The organism is Amycolatopsis minnesotensis (genome assembly GCF_039529815.1).
Classification (GTDB): domain Bacteria; phylum Actinomycetota; class Actinomycetes; order Mycobacteriales; family Pseudonocardiaceae; genus Amycolatopsis; species Amycolatopsis minnesotensis.
In genome coordinates, this window is sequence record NZ_BAAANN010000030.1 from 82,552 (window position 1) to 97,815 (window position 15,264).

Genomic DNA, 15,264 nt, shown 5'->3' on the forward strand with positions numbered 1-15,264 from the left:
GCCGGTCAGCACGATTGGCGATCGCGGGAACGGGGCCGGTCACTGTCCACTGTGGCCGGTCTGGTGATCGGGCAGGGTGCGGGTGATCTGGTGGGTGCGGCGGAAGCGCCCGTCGGGGGCGAGTTCGCCGAACAGGTGCACTTCGGTGGCGAGCGCGCGCTTGCGCATCGTGGCGTGGATCGTGAACCGTGCCGCGACGCGGTTGCCGTCGGCGACGGCTTCGTGCACCTCGAAGCGGAAGGCGAGCAGGTTCTTCCGCACCGGTTTGAGATGGGCGACGAGCCGCTCGCGGTCGATCGTGATCCCGTCGGCGATCTGGACGATGTCGGGTGTGTAGTACCGGTCGACGGTCTCGCCGGGATCGCCGCCGCGCAGCACCTCCTCGGTGAACGTGGTGAAGAAACCGGCGACGAACCGCTCGGGAGTGGTCTGGTCGAGAACGTGCATGGCACCTCGTTTTCCGAAGTTAACTCTTACAGCACTGTAAGATATAGCGATCGGCTAACCTTGACAAGCGTGTCTGAGTTAGTTCCCCCGAGGCGCCGCCGCGCGGACGCCGAACGCAGTGTTGCCGCGATCGTCGACGCGGCGAGCCGGGTGCTTGCCGAGCAGGCCGAAGCGAGCGTCGAAGCCATCGCGGCCGCGGCCGGGGTCACCCGGCAGACCGTCTACGCCCACTTCCGCACTCGCGAAGAGCTTCTCGCGGCCGTGGTGGGCCGTGCGACGGCCGAAGCGCTCGCCGCGATGGATGCGGCCGAACTCGACACCGGTCCGGCGGCCGATGCGCTGGTGCGGTTGCTCGAGGCGAGCTGGCGCACCTTCGAGCGGTACCCGGTGCTGCTGCGCGCGGATCAGCCTGGATTGTCCACTGAGGACGATCACGGTCCGGTGCGGGCCCGCCTGCTGCGGCTGGTGCGGCGCGGGCAGGAGGCGGGGGAGTTCGATCGCGCGCTCCCCGCGGACTGGCTCGTGGCGACGACGATCGCGGTCGGCCACGCCGCGGGCGCGGAGGTCGCCGCCGGGAGGCTGCCGGTCGGCGAAGCGCTCGGCGTCGTGCGCGTCAGTTTGCTGAGGGTGCTGACGGGGGATGGCCGGGTACAGTGAGTTCCGAATCGGAACTCAAGGGGGATTCGTGCTGGCCGGAGACTTCGACTACGAGACCCATGGCGGCGGGTACGCGGTGCGGCGACGCACCGACCCGAGGATCGCGGCGTACGTGCACGCCGCGCTCGGCGACGCCGGAACCGTGCTGAACGTCGGCGCGGGTGCCGGTTCCTACGAGCCGGAGGACCGCGAGGTGATCGCGGTCGAGCCGTCCAGGGCGATGCGGGCCCAGCGGCGCACCCCCGCGGTCGACGCGGTCGCCGAGAACCTCCCGTTCGACGACGGCAGCTTCGACGCCGCGATGGCCACGGTGACCATCCACCAGTGGTCCGATCCCGGACGGGGCCTGCGGGAGCTGCGCCGCGTCAGCAGGGGACCGGTGGTCATCCTGACCTTCGACGGTGACGCGGGCGGCGACTTCTGGCTCGCCGGCTACGCGCCGGAGCTGATCGCCGTCGAACGCCGCCGGTACCCGGCGCTCGGCGACGTCGCGGAAGCGCTCGGCGGCGACTGCGCCGTGGTGACGGTGCCCGTGCCGATCGACTGCGTGGACGGGTTCACCGAAGCGTTCTACGCCAGGCCGGAACGGTTTCTCGACCCGGAGGTGCGCCGGTCCCAGTCCGCGTGGGGCTTCGTCGAGCCCGCGGTCGTCGAGCGGTCCGTCGCGAAGCTGCGCGAGGACGTCGAATCGGGGGAGTGGGACCGGCGCTACGGGTTCCTGCGGGACCAGCCGGAGTACCTCGGGTCACTCCGGCTGGTCACCGCCACCCCGCGCTGAACCTCAGCCGCAGGTGTCCGGGTTCGGGGACACGAGCGGGTCGGCCGAGGGCACCGACTTCAGGTCCATCGTGCGCTGCGGCGTGGCGATCCCGTCCTGCACCCGGTAGGTGGTGCGCGACCCGGTGTAGGTGATCGGGTCCTGCGAAATGTCGTCGGCCTCGGCGGCGACCGAACTCAGCTCGCGGTTCGGGACGTCCGCGCACGCGTAGCCGGTGCGCGTGGCGAGCCCGCCGCCTTCGTTCAGCGTCAGCGCCTTGCCGTCCGGCGTGGTCAGCTGGCGGAACCCGGTGCCGTCGAAGTCCCAGACGCCGAACCAGTCCGTGTTGGCGCCGACGGAGTACTTGACGACCAGGTCCGAGGCGCCGTCGCCGTTGAAGTCGGCCACGCGCAGCGGCGACACGTCTCCGGCGAACCCGTTGCCCGGCATGCTCGTGTGCACGGTCTTCCCGTCGATAGTCGCGCTGAGGTCCTGGGTGTTGTCACCCGACTTCGTGATCGTGACCGTCTCGGGCGTCCCGTTGCCGTCGAGATCCGCCTGCGCGGTGAACGACGGCTGCGGCGGCGCCTCGTCCGCCGATGCGCTCCCCGCGGTGGCGGCCAGTGCCGCGGCCACGATCCCCGTCATCGCCGCGATCCCCCGTGCTCGTGTGCCCATGATCGTCTCCTCCCTGTTCTGTTCGTGGTTCACGAACTTGACTTACACAAGGGGAGACGTTCACAAGATCGCGGGCGTGCACCTGCCGTGGACTTGGTCACCGAAAAGCAACCACGGCGGCACCGGCACGTCCTAGCTGCCGAGCACGGACACGATCACGAACAGGCCCAGCAGCCAGTCCTTGGTCAGCCGCCACAGCGTCGGCCTGCCGCCGGTGTCGTCCCGGACCAGCCGGAGCCCGCACAGCGCCTTGCCGAGCGTGGTCGTCACCGCCCACTGCACGAAGACCCGGTGCACGAGCGACAGCACCACGAACGCCCCGATGCCGATGACGACGGCGTTGCCCGCGTACGGCTCGAGCTTGGGCACCTTCGCGACCGCCAGCGCCGCGCCGACCCCGCCGCCCACGTGCAGGACCAGGTCGATCACGAAACCGAGCCAGATCCGCCACGACTTCGGCGACGGGTAACGCGGGTCGCAGTCCTCGCCGTGCTTCCCCCTCGGCGCGTAACCGGCAGGCGGGCCGTACTCCCGGAGGCGTTTCACGTCGCGGCGCCGCACCGCCACCGTCTCGAACTTGCCGCCCGGCCGCGGCGACTGAGGCGGTGATGGTGGCGGTGATGGTGGCGGTGATGGTGGCGTCTGCGGATAACCGGGCGGCTGCGGCTGGCCGGTGCTGGGGGCGCTCATGACGTCGCATGATCCTCGACCGCGCGCCCGTTCGTTCGCGCTTTCGCCGAACTCGCGCGCGGTGTTCCGGCTCATCGGACGAGCCGGAAGAAGGCGCGGACGTCGTCGACGAAGTCCCCCGGCCGTTCGAACGCGCCGAAATGGCCGCCGCGCTCGAGTTCGTGCCAGAACCGGATGTCGGTGAACCGCCGCTCCGCCCACCGCCTCGACGGCAGTGGCACCTCCGCCGGGAACACCGACGCGCCGACCGGAACGTCTACTGTGGACTCGTACCCGGCGGTGAACCAGCCCATGACCTGCTGGATGCTTTCCCAGTAGAGCCGGGCCGCGGAGGCGCCGGTGCCGGGAAGCCAGTACAGCATCACGTTGTCGAGCAGTTCGTCGTTGCTGAGCACCTCGCTCAGGTCGCCGTCGTGATCGGCCCAGGACCAGAACTTTTCGACCAGCCACGCGCACAGCGCCGCAGGCGAGTCGACGAGGCCGTAGCCCAGCGTCTGCGGGCGCGTTGCCTGCTGTGCGGTGTATCCGGCCTCGGCCTGCTGCCGCTCCTTCAACCGGGTGAGGCCGGCGACCTCGGCGTCGGTGAACCGGCCGTCCGCCGCGGGGACGGGCCCTGCGATCGGCGGCGCGAGGTGGATCCCGGCGACGTGCGCCGGATCGTGCTGCGCGAGCAGGGTGGTGACGCTGCTGCCCCAGTCACTGCCCTGCGCGCCGAACCGGTCGTACCCGAGCCGCGCCATCAACGCCGCCCAAGCCCGCGCGATCCGGCCGATGGTCCAGCCGGTGGCCGCGGGCTTGTCGCTGAAGCCGTACCCCGGCAGGGACGGGCACACCACGTGGAAGGCGTCCGCCGCGTCGCCGCCGTGCGCGACCGGATCGGTCAGCGGGCCGATCACCTTCTGGAACTCGATGATCGAGCCCGGCCAGCCGTGCGTCAGCACGAGCGGGAGCGCGCCGGGATGCGGCGAGCGGACGTGCTGGAAGTGCACGCCGATCCCGTCGATTTCGGTGCGGAACTGCGGGAAGGCGTTGAGCCTCCGCTCGGTTGCCCGCCAGTCGTACTCGTTCGCCCAGTACGAGCACAGGTCGCGGAGGTAATCCAGTGGCACGCCCTGCGCCCAGCCGGATGCCGTGGCCGCTTCGGGCCAGCGCGTCCGGTTCAGCCGGTCCCGCAGGTCGTCCAGCTCGGCCTGCGGAATGTCGAGGTGCCATGGGGTAACGGTGTCCGGCATGCGCTCTCCCCCTGGTGACTGGTCCTGTCATTCCAGTCTATCGGCGGGGACCGGCAGGAACTATGGCTAGTCCACTGTGGACACTCGAATTGCCGGGGAGTGGAATGTGCGGTGGTTCACGACGGCGGTGCGGTGGCGGCGAACCCGGTGGCGAGTTCGAACGCGTTCGCCGCGTGCAGCAGGTCGAGATCGGCCCCGTGCGCGCCCACGATCTGCAGCCCGACCGGAAGGCCGCCGCTGAAGCCCGCGGGTACCGACAACGCGGGCAGCCCGGTCGCCGAAACGAGCGTCGCCGCCCGCATCCAGCCGAGGTAGGTGTCGAACTCCGTGCCGCCCACCGCGCGCGGGTACTCCAGCTCGGCCGGGAACGGCAGCACCTGCGTCGCGGGCGCGATCAGCAGGTCGTACCGGCCGAAGAACCCGGTGACCGCGGTGTGCAGGCGCCGCCTCGCGCGAGTGGCCGACATCAGGTCCTCGACGGTCAGCGCCAACCCCTTTTCGAGGTTCCAGACGAGGGAGTCCTTGATCTCGCCGCGGTGCTCGGGGAGCAGGTCCCCGTACTTGAGCGCGAGGTCGAAGGCGCGCGTGGTGGAGAAGACCTCGTCCGCGTCGCGGAGATCGGGGCACGCTTCCTCGACGGTCGCGCCGAGCCGCTCGAACACCGGCAGGACGCCCGCGAGCACGTCGAGCACCTCGGGTTCGACCGGCACCGCGAGCCCGAAGCCGGGTGTCCAGCCGATCCGCACCCCGGTCAGGTTCTCGCGCAGCGCGACGTCGAACAGGGAACCCGGCTCGGGGAGCGCGGCCGGATCGCACCGGTCCGGCCCGGAGACGCACGCCATCACATACGCGACGTCCGACGTCCGCCTGGCCAGCACGCCCGCCCTCCCGAGCCACGAGTACGGCTCCTCGGCGGGAATGCGGCCCGCCGACGGCCGCAGCCCGGCGAGGTTGCAGAACGCCGCGGGTGTGCGCACCGACCCGCCCATGTCGCTGCCGTCCCCGGCGGGCTGGATCCGTGCCGCGATCGCCGCGGCCGTGCCGCCGCTGCTCCCGCCCGCGCTCTTCGACGGGTCGTACGGGTTGACCGTCGTCCCGAACACCGGGTTGAAGGTGTGCGAGCCCGCCGCGAACTCCGGCACGTTCGTCTTCCCCGTCGTGATCACGCCCGCCGCCTTGAGCCGGGCGATGACCAGCGAATCGCCCGCGGGCACCCGGTCGCGGTGCAGCGGGGACCCGAACGTGGTCCGCATGCCCGCCGTGTCGTGGGTGTCCTTGTGCGTCATCGGGACACCGTGCAACGGTCCGAGCGGCCCGCCGGCCATGGTGCGCTCGTCCGCGGCGGTGGCGGCCGCCCGCGCGCCCTCCTCGTCGAGCGTCACCACCGCGTTGATCGCGGGGTTCACCTCGGCTATCCGGGCGAGGTGCGCGTCGAGCAGTTCCCTCGCCGAGAACTGGCGGGTCCGGATGCCCTCGGCCTGCTCGCGGGCGGTCATGGCTTCGAATTCGGTGTCCACGAAGCCGACACTAGGCGCTGGGAAGGATCAGGCAATGCCCCTCAGCGAAGGTGCTCGTCAGGCTCCCTCCCGCCCCGCTCGAACTCGGCGGTGAACAGCTCGCCGCCGAGCGCTTCCCGTGCGGCGGCCTCGATCCGGTCGACGTCGCCGCGTTCGCCCTCGGGCAGCGGCGTGCCCACCGAGGCCCGTTTCGCGGCGGCGGCGCCGAGCAGCGCGGCCGCGGCCCGGTGCTCGCCGGACAACGCCATCGCGCCGGCGAGGCCCTCCATGCCCAGCGCGATCGCTCTCGGGTCCGCCGACCGTTCCGCCAGCGCCAGGCCCTCCCGTTGGAGTTCGGTGGCTTTCGCGGCGTCGCCCCGCAGCTCGGCGATGAACCCGAGTTCGGCGAGGATCAGCGCGCTGCCGCCTTCGAACCCGCCCCCGCGGTGCCAGGAGAGCACCGAGCGCAGGTGCTTTTCGGCGACGTCGAGCTTGCCTTCGCGCCGCGCACCCAGCGCGAGCCCGGTTTCGGCGTAGACCTCCGCGGGTTTGAAGCGCTGCTCGACCGCGTGGTGCAGGGCCCGCTGGTGGAAATCGGCCGCGGCGGCGAAATCACCGCGCAGCATGGCCACCCTGCCGAGCCAGGAGAGCTGGTACGACATCTCCGGCCACAGCCCGAGTTCCTGCGCCAGCCGCAACCCGTCCCGGTGCAGACTCGCCGCGCGGTCGTAGTCACCGGCGAGCTGGGCGAGCACCCCGAGCGCGAACGCGGCCTGGAGCTGCCCCCACCGGTCGCCGACGCGGTCGAACAGCTCGGCACTGCGGGTGGCATCGCGCTCGGCCAGCGTGAAATCGCCCGAAGCCATCGCGTGACCGGCGGTGTCGCTGAGCGCGGCGGCGATCCCCCACGAGAAGTCGATGCGGCGGAACCGGGACAGCGCCTGGCCGGTCAGCCGCTGCCCGGCCGGGATCTTGCCCACGGTGGCCAGCACGTGCCCGAGGAACCACAGCACCTTGCCCTGCACGGCGGGGTCGTCGATGCGCTGCGCCTCCTCGAACCCGCTCTCGTCGACGCCTTCGCCTTCCAGCACCGCGATCCCGGCCTGCCAGGCCAGTGCGTTGGCCCGCGCCGTTTCGGTCGCCGCACCCGGGGCCGCCAGCGCGGACCGGAGCGACCGCCGCGCCTCGGGCAGCCGCCCGCGCAGGAACCAGTACCACGCCATCGTCGTGGCGAGCCGCAGCGCGAGCTCGGCTTCCCCTTGGCGGATCAGGGTTTCCAGCGCGGCGCGCACGTTCGCGGCGTCCACGTCCACCCGGAGCAGCCACCGCTGCTGATCCGGCCCCCGCAGCCCGGCCTCGGCCCGTTCGGCGAATTCGAGGTAGTGGCGCGCGTGCCTGGCGAGCAGGCTTTCCGACTCGCCCGCTTCCCGCGCCCGGTCGAGGCAGTAGGCCGCGACGGATTCGAGCAGGCGATACCGAGGCCCGCCCTGCTGGTCGAGCTGGCTCACCACGAGCGATCTGCCGACCAGCCCGTCGAGGAGGCCGAGCACCTCGCCCGGCGCCACCCCCGCACCGGAGCACACCGCCTCGGCCGCTTCCAGCCCGCAGCTCTCGGCGTGCACGGCGAGGCGGCGCAGCACGATCCGCTCCGGCTCGGACAGCAGCTCCCAGCTCCAGTCGATCATCGCGCGCAGCGTGCGCTGGCGGGCGGGCGCGTCCCGGTGCCCGCCGTCGAGCAGCCGGAACCGGTCGCCGAGCCGGTTGAGCAGTTCGTGCGCCCCCAGCGCCCTGATCCGGGTGGCGGCCAGTTCGAGCGCGAGCGGGATCCCGTCGAGCTTCCGGCAGATCACCGCGACCGCCGCGGCGTTCGGCGTGCCGAGCGCGAACCCGGGTGCCGCCGCGGCCGCCCTCGCGGTGAACAACTGGACCGCGGGGGATTCCCGCACCGCCGCCAGCACGTCCTCCGCCGCGTGCCCCGGCTGGAGGCTCGCCGTGCCGGGCACCTCCAGCGGCGGCACCGCCCAGACCACCTCACCCGCGAGGCCGAGCGGCTCCTGGCTGGTGGCCAGCACGCGCAGCCCCGGCACCGCGCGCAGCAGCCTCGCCGCGAGCGCCGCGACCGGCGCCACGAACTGCTCGCAGTTGTCCAGCACGAGCAGGATCTCCTTGGCGCGCAACGCCTCCTCGATCCGGCTCGCCAGATCCCCGGTGGCCCCCGCGGCGCCGGCCGGATCGGCGCGGATGCCGAGCGCGGACGCGGTCACCTCCGCCATCCACTCCTCGGGCGGGCACGACAGCGCCGCGCAGCCGCCCCGGTCGAGGCCCGCGAACTCGATGAGCCACACGCCCGCATCGAACGCGGCCGTGAGCCCGCCCGCCGTTTCCACCGCCAGCCGCGTCTTGCCGACCCCGCCAGGGCCGGTGAGGGTGACCAGCCGCGTCTCGCCCAGCCTCTCCCGCACCGCGCGCACGGCGGTGTCCCTGCCGACCAGCGGGGTCAGCGGGACCGGCAGGTTCGTCCGCGGCGGCACCTCGGCGCCCTTGCCACCGTCGCCGAGTGCCGGATCCTGGGTGAGGATCGCCTGGTGCAGTTCGGCGATCTCGGCGCCGGGTGTCAGGCCGAGTTCGTCGGCGAGCCGGTCGCGCAGCTCGCGGTAGCCGTCCAGCGCCTCGGTCTGCCGCCCCGACCGGTAGAGCGCGCGCAGGTGCAGCCCGCGCAGCCGCTCGCGCACCGGGTTCGCCGCGACGAGATCGGCCAGCTCGCCCACCACTTCGCGGTGCTCGCCCAGGCTGAGCCGGGATTCCGCCCAGTCCTCCTTCGCCGCCAGCCGGTCCTCGTCGAGCAGCCGGATCATCGGTGCGGCGAACGGTTCGTCGGCGAAGTCCGCGAGCGCGGGGCCGCGCCACAGCGCGAGTGCCTCGGCCAGCAGTGCCGACCTGGCCGCGGCGACGGGGGTGAGCTTGGCGCGCGACACGAGTGCGTGGAACCGCCCGACGTCGACCGCGCCGGGTTCGATCCGCAGCACGTACCCGCCTGGTTCGAACGCGACCAGCTCGCGCCCGCCTGCCTCCGCGGCCTCCAGCGTGCGCCTCAGCTGGGAAACCTTGGTCTGCAACGTGTTCGCCGGATTCCCCGGCGGCCGGTCGCCCCACAGCTCGGCGGCGAGCCGGTCCGCCGAGACCGCGCGGCCCGGCTGGAGGAGCAGGTTCGCCAGCAGGGCGCGCACCTTCACCTCCGGGACCCGTACCGGTGTCCCGTCGGTCCTCCACGCGGCCAAGGGGCCCAGTAGTCCGAATCGCACATCGCGAAGGTAGCCCGTCCCACCGACAACGGCCGCTGACGACGGGTCGTGCGTGAACCCGCAGCGAACCGTGCGCGGACCCCGGCACGGTGGACGACGTCGGGCTCGAAGGGCGAAGAACAACAGGAAAGGAAGGGCGCATGCCTGAGGTCAGCAAACAGGCGGTGACCGTGCTCGGGCTCGGTGCGATGGGCAGCGCGCTGGCCGGGACGCTGCTCGCCGCCGGGCACCCGACGACGGTGTGGAACCGTTCGCCCGGCAAGGCGCACCCACTCGTCGAGCGCGGCGCGGTGCGGGCGGGCAGTGCCGGGGAGGCGATCGCCGCGAGCAGGCTCGTCCTCGTCTGCCTGCTCGACTACCGCTCCGTGCACGAGGTGCTCGATGCCGGAACGATGTCCGGCAAGGTACTGGTGAACCTCACGAACGGCACCCCGGCGCAGGCTCGCGAGCTGGCCGGGTGGGCGGCGGAGCACGACGCCGACTACCTCGACGGCGGCATCATGGCCGTCCCGCCGATGATCGGCGGGCCCGGCGCGTTCCTGCTCTACAGCGGTTCGCGGGCGGCGTTCGACACCTATCGCGAGCCGTTGGACGCGCTGGGCGAGAGCCGGTACCTCGGCGCCGATCCCGGGCTCGCGCCGCTGCACGACATCGCGCTGCTCACCGGTATGTACGGGATGTTCATCGGTGTGCTGCAGGCGTTCGCGCTCGTGCGCGGCGAAGGCGGCGAGGTGAAGGCGTTCGCACCGATGCTCGGCCGGTGGCTGACCGCGATGAGCGGGTTCACCGAGCGCTCCGCCGACCAGGTCGACAAGGGCGACTACACGATCGGCGTGGTGTCGAACCTCGCCATGCAGGCGGCCGGGTTCGGCAACCTGCTGGCGGCCGCGGCGGATCAGGGCGTCAGCGCCGAGCTGATGACACCCCTGCGGGCGCTGATGGACCGCAGGGTCGCCGACGGGCACGGCGCCGAGGACATCACCGGCGTCATCGAACTGCTGAAGGTTTCCGGGAAAGAAAGGGCGAAGTGAAGATGGGCGTGGAGAAGGACCCGGTCACCGTGATCGGGCTGGGGCCGATGGGCCAGGCGATGGCGCGGGCGTTCCTGAAGGCGGGGCACCCCACCACCGTGTGGAACCGCACGGCGTCGAGGGCGGACGCCGTGGTCGCCGAGGGGGCGGTGCGGGCGCGGTCCGCCGCCGAGGCGCTGGCCGCCGGGCGGCTGGTCGTGCTCAGCCTGACCGACTACGACGCGATGTACGCGATCCTGGGCGAGGTGGGTGACGCGCTCCGCGGCCGCGTCGTGGTCAACCTCAGCTCGGACACCCCCGGGCGCGCCAGGGAGGCCACCGCGTGGTTCGCCGGACACGGGGCGGAACACCTCGCGGGCGGCATCATGGTGCCCGCCGAGCTGGTCGCCACCGAGAGTTCGTACGTGTTCTACAGCGGCCCGAAGGCCGAGTTCGACCGGTACGAACCGGTGCTCCGCGTCCTCGGGCGGCCGGACTTCCGCGGCACCGACCCGGCGCTGGGGCAGGCGTTCTACCAGGCACAGCTGCACGTGTTCCTGACCTCGCTCGCGGCCTACCTCGAGTCCGTCGCGCTGCTCGGGGCGGTGGGGGTCACCGCCGAGACCTTCCAGCCGTACGTGAAGGACCTGTTCGACACGATGTCCTACTACCTGCCAGGTGCGACGAAGCACCTCGACAACGGCGATCACCCCGGTGACGCCGCGAACGTGACGATGATGGGCGCGACCGCCGACCACATCGTCGGCGCGGCCGTCGAAGCGGGCATCGACGGCCGGTTGCCCGCGGCGGTGAAGGCGCTCTACGACAGCGCGATCGCGGACGGGCGCGGGAAGGAGAGCTGGACGAGCCTGGTCGAAGTCATCAGAAAACCCGCCTGACGGCGCGCGCCCGATCCGGCTGTCCACACTGGACACCTTCGGACGGCCGGTGCCCCGCTCGCCGGGAATCCGTGGGGACGACCGCGGCGGCCCCGGTGCCGGGCACGGCCCACCGGCACCGTGGCCGGTGGGCCGGGTCGGTCATGGATGCGCCGGACAGGGCCGAAGGCTGGGCGGGAGGGCGTGCGGCAGGCATCATGGCGGTGCACTCCTCAGGCGACCGCGAAGGAAGAAATGCCCTACGACGTCGAAGCAGTTCGTGCCCAGTTCCCCGCACTGCGGGCGGGGGTCGCCCATTTCGACGGTCCGGGCGGGTCGCAGGTACCCGCCGTGGTCGCCGACGCGGTGCGCGCCACGATGATCTCGCCGATCGCCAACCGGGGGCGGGTCACCGCCGCGGAGCGGTTCGCCGAAGACGTCGTCCACGCGGCGCGGCACGCGATGGCCGACCTGCTGGGCGCGGACGCGCGCGGGATCGTGTTCGGCCGCAGCATGACCCAGCTGACCTACGACTTCGCCCGCGCGCTCGCCAAGACCTGGTCGGCAGGGGACGAGGTGGTGGTCACCCGGCTCGACCACGACGCCAACGTGCGGCCGTGGGTGCAGGCGGCCGAGGCGGCGGGCGCGATCGTGCGGTGGGCCGATTTCGACCCGGGCACCGGCGAGCTGGAGCCCGGTGCGGTGAGCGCCGCGCTGAGCGAGCGGACCAGGCTGGTCGCGGTCACCGGTGCGTCGAACCTGATCGGGACCAAGCCCGAGCTGGCGGCGATCATCGCGCGCGTCCACGAAGCCGGTGCGCTGTGCTACGTCGACGGGGTGCACCTCACCGCGCACGAGCCGGTCGACGTCCAGCGCCTCGGTGCCGATTTCTACGCCTGCTCGCCGTACAAGTTCTTCGGGCCCCATTGCGGTGTCGTCGCCGGTCGCCCCGATGTGCTCGAGGAACTCCGTCCGGACAAGCTGCTGCCGTCGGCGAACGAGATCCCGGAACGCTTCGAGTTCGGCACCCTGCCCTACGAGCAGCTCGCGGGCACCACGGCCGCGGTCGACTTCCTGGCGAGCCTTTCCCCGTCGCCGGGAGACGACCGGGGGACCAGCCTCGTCCGCGCGATGTCCGCGATCGCCGACCACGAGGACCGGCTGCGCGCCGTCGTCGAGGCCGGGGTCGCCGAACTTCCCGGCGTGGTGCGGTATTCGCGTGCCGAGGCCCGCACGCCCACCGTGCTCCTCGGGTTCGGCGAGCGCGATCCTCGTGCCGCGTACGAGTTCCTGGCCGCGAGGGGGGTCAACGCGCCCGCCGGGTGCTTCTACGCGGTGGAGGCGTCACGACGGCTCGGGCTCGGGGACACCGGTGGGCTGCGCGCCGGGCTCGCGCCGTATACGACCGAGGAGGATGTCGCGCGTCTCTTGGCGGGGCTGGCCGGTTTTCTTCGCGGCTGAGATTGTCTACACTCCTCTCCACGGCATCGCGCGTTGGTCACCGTCTGGGTGAGCGTGGAGGTGCCCGTGAGATGCCCGTGGAGGCATTGCTCCGTGTCGGTTCCCAGCTCGATTTCAGTTGAATTGAACCATCTTATGATCACCGCCCTGGACAACCGGGCTTCCGCCGAATTCCTGGCGAACATCCTCGCACTGGAAGTCGGTACCGAATGGGGTCCCTTCATCCCGGTGGAGACGGGTAACGGAGTCCGGCTGGACTTCGCGACCATTCCGCGGGAAGACATGGCCCTGCAGCACTACGCGTTCCTGGTTCCCGAGGAGGCGTTCGACGGAATACTGGGCCGTATCAAGGAATCCGGTGTGGACTTCGCGGCGGACCCGCAGTTCACGAAGCCCGGGGAAATCAATTACCACCACGGCGGTCGTGGGGTGTACTTCATGGACCCGGCGGGGCACGGCATGGAGGTCATCACCCAGCCGTACGGGGCCGATCTGAAGTAGGCGGTGGCGCCGGGGCCTCGGGCCCCGGCGCTGCTTCGCCGCTCGCCAGTTCACGCAGGTGGCCGCGGTACCACGAGCCCCACTCGCTGAAATCGTGGAGCAGTGACTTCAGGCTCTCACCTGCCGAGGTGAGGCGGTACTCCGTTCTCGGCGGGGCCTCGGCGTACGCGGTGCGCAGGACCAGCCCGTCGTCTTCGAGTTCGCGAAGCTGGCGGGTGAGCATGCGCTGCGTGATACCCGGCATGGCGCGCTTCAGCTCGCCGAACCGGTGCGGTCCGGTGTCGAGGTACCGCACGATGAGCAGCTTCCATTTCCCGCCGAGCACCGCCAGCGCCACTTCGACGTCGCAGAAGTCGGCCATCTCCTCGACGCGTTCGCGCACCCGAACCTGCCTCATGCGGCCGATGCTACCCGTGCCGCATTTCACTTCGGCCCACCGGAATTGCCTGCCACCGAAGGTATACCGGGTGTGCCTATGGCACCCGAATCACCGTACTTGACCCGTTGCGGCGGGGTGATCGAGAAATGACCGGTGACCGATGTGAACCCGGTTCGCTGGCTGGTGCTGGCGATCCTGTGCGTGAGCCTGCTGCTCGCCGGCCTCGACCTCACCGTGCTGCACGTCGCAGTGCCGAGCCTCGCCGCGGACCTGGCGCCGAGCGGACCGGCGCTGCTGTGGATCGTCGACGCCTATTCCCTGACCGTGGCCGCGTTCCTGGTGGTGTGCGGCGCGCTGGCCGACCGGTTCGGCCGCAAGAAGGTCGTGCTCACCGGGTTCGCCGTGTTCGGTGCTTCCTCGCTGGCGGCGGCGTTCGCGACCAGCGTGCCGTTGCTGATCGCCGCGCGTGCCGCGCTCGGCCTCGGCACCGCGCTCATCATGGCGGCGACCGTGGCGATCATCCGCACCCTGTTCACCGACGCCAGGGAGCGGGCGCTCGCGATCGGGGTCTGGACCGCGGCGCACAGCGTCGGGACCGCGCTCGGCCCCGTACTCGGCGGGCTGCTCGTCGAGCACTTCCACTGGGGCGCGGTGTTCCTGGTGAACGTGCCGATCGTGGCGGTCGTGCTGGTCGCCGGGGCGGTGGTCATCCCGGAGTCGCGGAATCCGGTGCCCCGTCGCATAGATCCGGCCAGCGTCGTCCTTTCCGTACTGGGGCTCGGCGGGTTCGCCTACGGCCTGAAGCAGCTCGCGGCCGCCGATGGGCACGGCCGGGCGAGCGTGCTGATCGGTGGCGCGGGTGTGCTGCTGCTCGCCTGGTTCGTGCGGCGGCAACGCCGGAGCAGCCGTGCGCTGGTGGATCTGAGCCTGTTCCGGGAGCGGCGGTTCACCGTCGCCGTGCTGGCGATCTTCGGCTGCTTCGGCTCGTACGTCGCCGTGTTGTTCCTGCTGATGCAGTGGTTCCAGCAGGCGCGGGCGTTCTCGCCGGTCGAGGCCGGTGCCGCGATCGTGCCGCTCGCGGTGGCCGCCGCGCTCGGCGCGACGCTGGCCCCCGGAATCGTGGCGCGATTCGGTTCCCGCACGGTCATGACGGCCGCGCTCGCCGGGTTTTCCGTGGCGCTGGCGGTTTTCGCGTTCAGCGCCGCCGTCTCGGCCTACTCGGTGCTGGCCGCGGTGCTCGTGGTGTCGGGGTTCGGCGCCGGGATCATCATGACCTCGGGGGCCGACGTCATCACGTCCGCGGTCCGGCCGCAACGAGCAGGTGAGGCCGCCGCGATCCAGGAGACGTCGTTCGAGCTGTCCGCGGGGATCGGGGTCGCGGTGCTCGGCAGCGTCGCCGCGCTCGCGTACCGCGGCGCCCTTCCCGCGTTGCCGTTCCTGTCTGCGGGGCAGGCCGAAGCCGCCAGGGGTGGAGTCGGTGCGGCGGCGGAGGTCGCCGCGACGTTGCCACCGGACCTCGCGCGCTCGGTGGTCACGGCCGCGGCTGCCGCCTACGACCACGGCGTCCGCGTCGCTGCCGGGGGAGGTGCGGTGGTGCTTCTGCTCATCGCCTTCGCGACCGCTGTGCTCCTACACCCCGGTCGCGTGGACAAATCCACCTCTGTGGATGCGCTCTGTGGAAAGAACTGACCAAGTTGACGTTGCGGCTGGAATGAACCGCGAGTCCTCGGCACGCTGAGCGACGGTCGGATCGGGCGGCGAAAACCCCCCGATCCG

Annotated in this window: 14 protein-coding genes; 7 read left to right on the forward strand and 7 right to left on the reverse strand. The window is 71.7% G+C overall.

Annotated features, from left to right (window positions below; all coding sequences use genetic code 11):
- Positions 1-39: 39 nt before the first annotated feature.
- Positions 40-447 carry a nuclear transport factor 2 family protein gene (locus ABD256_RS31435; protein ID WP_344427233.1) on the reverse strand — a complete coding sequence of 136 codons (408 nt, stop codon included), beginning with the start codon at positions 445-447 and terminating at the stop codon, positions 40-42.
- A gap of 69 nt (positions 448-516) precedes the next feature.
- On the opposite strand from ABD256_RS31435, the gene ABD256_RS31440 reads away from it, so the two are divergent.
- Both ABD256_RS31440 and ABD256_RS31445 read left to right on the forward strand, forming a co-directional pair.
- Entirely contained in the window at positions 517-1,104 is a 588-nt protein-coding gene (locus ABD256_RS31440) for a TetR/AcrR family transcriptional regulator (protein ID WP_344427236.1), read from the forward strand.
- Positions 1,105-1,132: 28 nt separating this feature from the next.
- Positions 1,133-1,882, forward strand: coding sequence for a class I SAM-dependent methyltransferase (locus tag ABD256_RS31445; RefSeq protein WP_344427239.1), 750 nt, complete (start codon positions 1,133-1,135; stop codon positions 1,880-1,882).
- Positions 1,883-1,885: 3 nt separating this feature from the next.
- On the opposite strand, the gene ABD256_RS31450 is transcribed toward ABD256_RS31445, so the two are convergent.
- The 5 genes from ABD256_RS31450 to ABD256_RS31470 form a co-directional block, all read right to left on the reverse strand.
- Positions 1,886-2,539, reverse strand: coding sequence for a VCBS repeat-containing protein (locus ABD256_RS31450; RefSeq protein ID WP_344427242.1), 654 nt, complete (start codon positions 2,537-2,539; stop codon positions 1,886-1,888).
- Positions 2,540-2,671: 132 nt separating this feature from the next.
- Complete coding sequence (locus ABD256_RS31455) at positions 2,672-3,229, reverse strand: RDD family protein (protein WP_344427245.1); 558 nt, start codon at positions 3,227-3,229, stop codon at positions 2,672-2,674.
- 71 nt (positions 3,230-3,300) lie between these two features.
- Positions 3,301-4,461: an epoxide hydrolase family protein gene (locus ABD256_RS31460; RefSeq protein WP_344427248.1), complete on the reverse strand. Its 1,161-nt coding sequence runs from the start codon at positions 4,459-4,461 to the stop codon at positions 3,301-3,303.
- 116 nt (positions 4,462-4,577) lie between these two features.
- Entirely contained in the window at positions 4,578-5,978 is a 1,401-nt protein-coding gene (locus tag ABD256_RS31465; protein WP_344427251.1) for an amidase family protein, read from the reverse strand.
- A gap of 41 nt (positions 5,979-6,019) precedes the next feature.
- Entirely contained in the window at positions 6,020-9,259 is a 3,240-nt protein-coding gene (locus ABD256_RS31470) for an AfsR/SARP family transcriptional regulator (protein WP_344427254.1), read from the reverse strand.
- Between the two features lie 89 nt (positions 9,260-9,348).
- Between ABD256_RS31470 and ABD256_RS31475 the strand changes: the two genes are divergently transcribed.
- The 4 genes from ABD256_RS31475 (at position 9,349) to ABD256_RS31490 (ending at position 13,109) form a co-directional block, all read left to right on the forward strand.
- Entirely contained in the window at positions 9,349-10,290 is a 942-nt protein-coding gene (locus ABD256_RS31475; RefSeq protein WP_344427257.1) for an NAD(P)-dependent oxidoreductase, read from the forward strand.
- 2 nt (positions 10,291-10,292) lie between these two features.
- Positions 10,293-11,168, forward strand: coding sequence for an NAD(P)-dependent oxidoreductase (locus ABD256_RS31480; RefSeq protein WP_344427337.1), 876 nt, complete (start codon positions 10,293-10,295; stop codon positions 11,166-11,168).
- A 234-nt stretch (positions 11,169-11,402) separates the two neighbouring features.
- On the forward strand, positions 11,403-12,608 hold the full coding sequence (locus tag ABD256_RS31485) for a cysteine desulfurase-like protein (RefSeq protein ID WP_344427259.1): 1,206 nt from the start codon (positions 11,403-11,405) through the stop codon (positions 12,606-12,608).
- A gap of 93 nt (positions 12,609-12,701) precedes the next feature.
- The gene (locus ABD256_RS31490) at positions 12,702-13,109 is read left to right on the forward strand and encodes a VOC family protein (protein WP_344427261.1); all 408 of its coding nucleotides are present in this window, start codon (positions 12,702-12,704) and stop codon (positions 13,107-13,109) included.
- Here ABD256_RS31490 and ABD256_RS31495 read toward each other — a convergent pair.
- Positions 13,078-13,506: a winged helix-turn-helix transcriptional regulator gene (locus ABD256_RS31495; protein ID WP_344427264.1), complete on the reverse strand. Its 429-nt coding sequence runs from the start codon at positions 13,504-13,506 to the stop codon at positions 13,078-13,080. The genes ABD256_RS31490 and ABD256_RS31495 overlap by 32 nt on opposite strands.
- Before the next feature lie 135 nt (positions 13,507-13,641).
- On the opposite strand from ABD256_RS31495, the gene ABD256_RS31500 reads away from it, so the two are divergent.
- Entirely contained in the window at positions 13,642-15,177 is a 1,536-nt protein-coding gene (locus tag ABD256_RS31500; RefSeq protein WP_344427267.1) for an MFS transporter, read from the forward strand.
- Positions 15,178-15,264: the final 87 nt, after the last annotated feature.

What these genes read in the sequence shown, in the direction of transcription:
- ABD256_RS31450 (WP_344427242.1), bottom strand. Translation starts at nt 2,539, where the DNA reads ATGGGCACACGAGCACGGGGGATCGCGGCGATGACGGGGATCGTGGCC.
- ABD256_RS31485 (WP_344427259.1), top strand. Translation starts at nt 11,403, where the DNA reads ATGCCCTACGACGTCGAAGCAGTTCGTGCCCAGTTCCCCGCACTGCGG.
- ABD256_RS31495 (WP_344427264.1), bottom strand. Translation starts at nt 13,506, where the DNA reads ATGAGGCAGGTTCGGGTGCGCGAACGCGTCGAGGAGATGGCCGACTTC.
- ABD256_RS31435 (WP_344427233.1), bottom strand. Translation starts at nt 447, where the DNA reads ATGCACGTTCTCGACCAGACCACTCCCGAGCGGTTCGTCGCCGGTTTC.
- ABD256_RS31455 (WP_344427245.1), bottom strand. Translation starts at nt 3,229, where the DNA reads ATGAGCGCCCCCAGCACCGGCCAGCCGCAGCCGCCCGGTTATCCGCAG.
- ABD256_RS31480 (WP_344427337.1), top strand. Translation starts at nt 10,293, where the DNA reads ATGGGCGTGGAGAAGGACCCGGTCACCGTGATCGGGCTGGGGCCGATG.
- ABD256_RS31460 (WP_344427248.1), bottom strand. Translation starts at nt 4,461, where the DNA reads ATGCCGGACACCGTTACCCCATGGCACCTCGACATTCCGCAGGCCGAG.